Source organism: Clavibacter sp. MX14-G9D (assembly GCF_032917815.1).
In the GTDB taxonomy this organism is placed as follows: domain Bacteria; phylum Actinomycetota; class Actinomycetes; order Actinomycetales; family Microbacteriaceae; genus Clavibacter; species Clavibacter michiganensis_K.
On the sequence record NZ_JAVCVL010000252.1, the window covers coordinates 1 to 3,529 of the forward strand.

Here is a 3,529-nt window from a genome sequence, read left to right on the forward strand (position 1 = left end):
CGCGAGGCCGGGCGGAACGCGAAGTTCACGGTCGCCGTCTCGACGAAGCCGGATCCCCGGGCCTAGCCTCGGGATCGACCGCCGGCGACCCGCGCCCGGCGGCGGCGCATCGAGGAGCCGTCATGCCCACCTTCCGCACCCGCGTCCTGCAGGCCCGCGTCAACGCCACCGGGTTGCCCGTGCCCCCGGAGGCGCTGGAGGAGCTGGGCGCCGGGAAGCGCCCCGCCGTCGTGGTCACGGTCGCGGGGTACTCGTACCGCACGACCGTCGGCACGATGGGCGGCCAGCAGCTCCTGCCGCTCAGCGCCGCGCATCGCGCCGCCTCGGGGATCGCCGCCGACGACGAGGTCGAGGTCACCATGGAGCTCGACGCGGCGCCGCGCGAGGCCGTCGTCCCCGAGGAGGTGGCGGCCGCGATCGCCGCGGAGCCCGCTCTCGCGGAGGCCTTCGGCGCCCTCTCCTCCAGCCGTCAGCGGGCCCTCGTGGACCCGATCGGCGAGGCGAGGACGGATGAGACCCGCGCGCGCCGCGTCGAGAAGGCGCTCGCGGTGCTGCGGGGCTGATCCGCGGGTCAGCCCCGGCGCGGCGCAGATCAGGGGAGCGGCGGATCGAGCACCAGGAGGTCGCCGATCTCGCACTCGAGCGCGCGGCACACCGCGACGAGGGTCGAGTAGCGCACCGCCCGCGCGCGGTCGTTCTTGAGGACCGAGAGGTTCACCTGGCTGACGCCCACGATCGCGCTGAGCCGGGTCAGCGTCATGCCGCGGGCCGCCAGCAGCTCGTCGAGGCGGCAGTGGACGCCGGTGGGCCCGTCGTCGTCCGCGGCCATCAGACGAGGCCGCGGGTGTCGCGCTGCAGGCGCTCGCCGTGCTCGACGACGAGGCCGACGATCATCAGGGCGAACCCGAGCGCGATGGTCGACAGGTCGACCTCGGCGACCACGGGCCAGAAGCCCTCGAGCCCCGCGGCGGGGTCGTTCAGCTCGCCGCCGACCAGCCATGCCACGCCGGTGCGCATCCCGAGCGAGCACAGGGCGGCGATCATGACGGTGCCGCCCGCGAGCGTGACGACGAGGCTGAGGCGGCGCGCGAGCGGATCCGGCCGCAGCAGCCGACGGGCGAGGATCGCGACCGTGGCCGCCAGCGCGATGCCGACGGACGCGTCGAGGGCGATGCGCACCACGTGCATGACGACGATCCCGTCCGACAGGCCGCCGACGGCGACGTCGGCCGTCCGGTAGGCGCCCGAGCGGAGGTCCGCGGGGCCGGCGTCGGCCTCCGCCGGGAGCGACCCGCGCATCTCCAGCGACGTGTGCACGACGCCGGTCCGCACCGTCTGGACCGCGCTCGCGACGGCGGAGGCCGCCACGGCGAGGAGCACGAGGACGGCGATGACGAGGGCCGCCCGGAGGACGCCGCGCGTGGTGCGCACGGCGGCGCCCGTGCTGGTGGGGGAGGGGGTGCTCATGGTCGCGTCCCATCGATCATCGTTGCAACGAATGTCGATATGGTCGCACGCGCCCCGCCTGCGTGTCGAGGGCGGGCGGCTCCCGCGGGGCGGCTCACGCGGGGTGGGTGCGGAACCACTCCAGGAGCCAGCGGGCCCGGGACGGCGCGTCCGGACGGGCGGCGGCGGAGGCGGGGCGGTCGAGGAAGTCGTCGTACCCGTCCAGCTGGCGGACCGTCGAGTCGTCGACCGTGCGGAACCCCATGGACCAGGCGGGGAACCGCCGCGCCGGGATCCGCTCGTCGAGCAGCAGCCGCACGTCGGTGTGGCGCGGATCCGCGGCGATGGTCGCGAACACCGCGCCCACGGCGTCGTCCGGGCCCTCGAGCACCTGCATGAAGCGGCCGTCGCGGTGCAGCAGGAGGCCGGTGAGGCCCGCCGGCTCGTTGTTCCGCACGCACTGGCCGAGCAGCTCGGCGAGGTCGTCGTCGGACAGGTGCCGCGTGGCGGTGCTCGTGTAGACGGTCGTGCGCATGGATCCCCCTCGTGCCGTGGACCCATCCTCCCGCGTGGCGGGGGACGGCGGGGCACGGGCGGCGGCCCGGCGCGGCTCCTGTGCGGACAAGAGCCCGGCTCGCTCGCGGGTACGTGGCGTGCCGGGCTCCTGCTGCTCCCACGTCCGTTCGGGTCGGATCGCGGAGGGATCTGAGAGCGGCCCCGCGGTGCGGGGGATGCGGCGGGGCGCTGCTCGGGTATCCATTCGCGCGACGGCATCGGGGGGAACCCGTCGCGCTAGGAAGACTCTAGGGGCCCGGTCCTCCATATGGGGGACATCTCGTGCACGAAGCGCGGGTGATCCGGGGGTGAGGGGAGGGTGAGCGGCCCGCGCTGGTGCGGATCCCGGGTGCTTCGGGGGGTGGGAGCGCGCGGCGGCGCGTGGGGGACGGATGCCGTGCGGAGACGGTCAGCGGATAGTCGGAGGTGGAGGGAGGGCGCGGGCGGCGGCGGACGGTGCGCGCGCCGCGCCTCCTACGCTCGGGGGCATGCCCGACTCCCGCGCTCCCCGTCCGGACCGTGCTCCCCGTCCCGCGGGCGGCGCCGGCGTGCGCGGCGACGTGTGGCGCGTGCGGGAGGTCCGCCTGGAGCGCACGCACCGGGACGTCGCGGTGCGGATCGACGGCGGCGGCGTCGCGCTCGCCGACCCCGCGGATCCGGTGCGCGGGCGGCTGGACCTCAGCCTCTCCGACGGCGTCGTCGACCGGCACGTGCACCTGGGGCTCGTGCCGTACGCGGCGCTGGCCGGGTCGCCGGTGACGGCCGTGGTCGACCTCGGCGGGGATCCGGTCGAGACGGCGCGCATCGCCGCCCTGCCGCCGGACGGCGTGGACGTCCGCTACGCGGGTCCGTTCCACACCGCCTGGGGCGGTTACCCCTCCGACCGTGCGTGGGCGCCCGCCGGGAGCGTGCGGGAGGTGGCACGTGTCGGCGACGCGGCACCTGCGGTCGCGGAGGCGCGCGCGGGCGGCGCGGACGTGATCAAGGTCGTCCTGCACGACGGCGGTCCTCTCCTCGCCGACGACGTGCTCGCGGCCCTCGTGGACGCCGCGCACGCCGCCGGGCTGCCCGCGGCCGTGCACGCGGAGGGCGTGGGGCAGGCGGGCCGGGCGATCCGGGTGGGCGCCGACGCGCTCGTGCACGTGCCGTGGACCGAGCGGCTGGACGACGCGACCCTGGCGGAGTCCGTCGCGCGCGACGTGCTCTGGATCTCCACCCTCGCGATCCACGGGGGGCCGGACCTCGCGACGGCCCTCGACAACGCGCGCCGCTACGTGCGGGCCGGCGGGCGGGTCGCGTACGGCACCGACCTCGGCAACGGCGACCTGCCGGTGGGGCTCTCCGCGCGCGAGGTGACGCTGCTCGGCGAGATCGGGCTCCGCGGCGACGCCCTGCTCGACGCGGTGCTGGGGAGCGCGCCCGGCGGCATCCGCCACGCGCTGGCGAGCGCCGAGCCGCTGCCGTCCGGTGCGGAGGCCACCGCCGAGGAGCTGGTCGCCTGGCTCCGGGGCGCGCACCGGCTGGGGCC

5 protein-coding genes are annotated in these 3,529 nt (G+C 76.7%); 2 read left to right on the forward strand and 3 right to left on the reverse strand.

Features of this window, described 5'->3' with window-relative positions:
* Window positions 1–122: 122 nt before the first annotated feature.
* A complete protein-coding gene (locus tag Q6969_RS14125) occupies window positions 123–563 on the forward strand; it encodes a YdeI/OmpD-associated family protein (protein WP_317231007.1) in 441 nt (146 codons plus the stop codon).
* Between the two features lie 29 nt (window positions 564–592).
* Here the strand turns inward: Q6969_RS14125 and Q6969_RS14130 are convergent, their stop codons facing one another.
* The 3 genes from Q6969_RS14130 to Q6969_RS14140 form a co-directional block, all read right to left on the reverse strand.
* Complete coding sequence (locus Q6969_RS14130) at window positions 593–829, reverse strand: helix-turn-helix transcriptional regulator (protein WP_317231008.1); 237 nt, start codon at window positions 827–829, stop codon at window positions 593–595.
* Window positions 829–1,467: a hypothetical protein gene (locus tag Q6969_RS14135; protein ID WP_317231009.1), complete on the reverse strand. Its 639-nt coding sequence runs from the start codon at window positions 1,465–1,467 to the stop codon at window positions 829–831. Before Q6969_RS14135 ends, Q6969_RS14130 begins: the two co-directional genes overlap by 1 nt.
* A 94-nt stretch (window positions 1,468–1,561) precedes the next feature.
* A complete protein-coding gene (locus Q6969_RS14140) occupies window positions 1,562–1,981 on the reverse strand; it encodes a BLUF domain-containing protein (RefSeq protein WP_317231010.1) in 420 nt (139 codons plus the stop codon).
* Between the two features lie 508 nt (window positions 1,982–2,489).
* On the opposite strand from Q6969_RS14140, the gene Q6969_RS14145 reads away from it, so the two are divergent.
* On the forward strand, window positions 2,490–3,529 hold a 1,040-nt coding region (locus tag Q6969_RS14145; protein ID WP_317231011.1), incomplete at its 3' end, for a hypothetical protein.

Excerpts from the sequence above, each read along its gene's own strand:
- Q6969_RS14135 (WP_317231009.1), bottom strand. The coding sequence starts at position 1,467 with ATGAGCACCCCCTCCCCCACCAGCACGGGCGCCGCCGTGCGCACCACG.
- Q6969_RS14125 (WP_317231007.1), top strand. The coding sequence starts at position 123 with ATGCCCACCTTCCGCACCCGCGTCCTGCAGGCCCGCGTCAACGCCACC.
- Q6969_RS14130 (WP_317231008.1), bottom strand. The coding sequence starts at position 829 with ATGGCCGCGGACGACGACGGGCCCACCGGCGTCCACTGCCGCCTCGAC.
- Q6969_RS14140 (WP_317231010.1), bottom strand. The coding sequence starts at position 1,981 with ATGCGCACGACCGTCTACACGAGCACCGCCACGCGGCACCTGTCCGAC.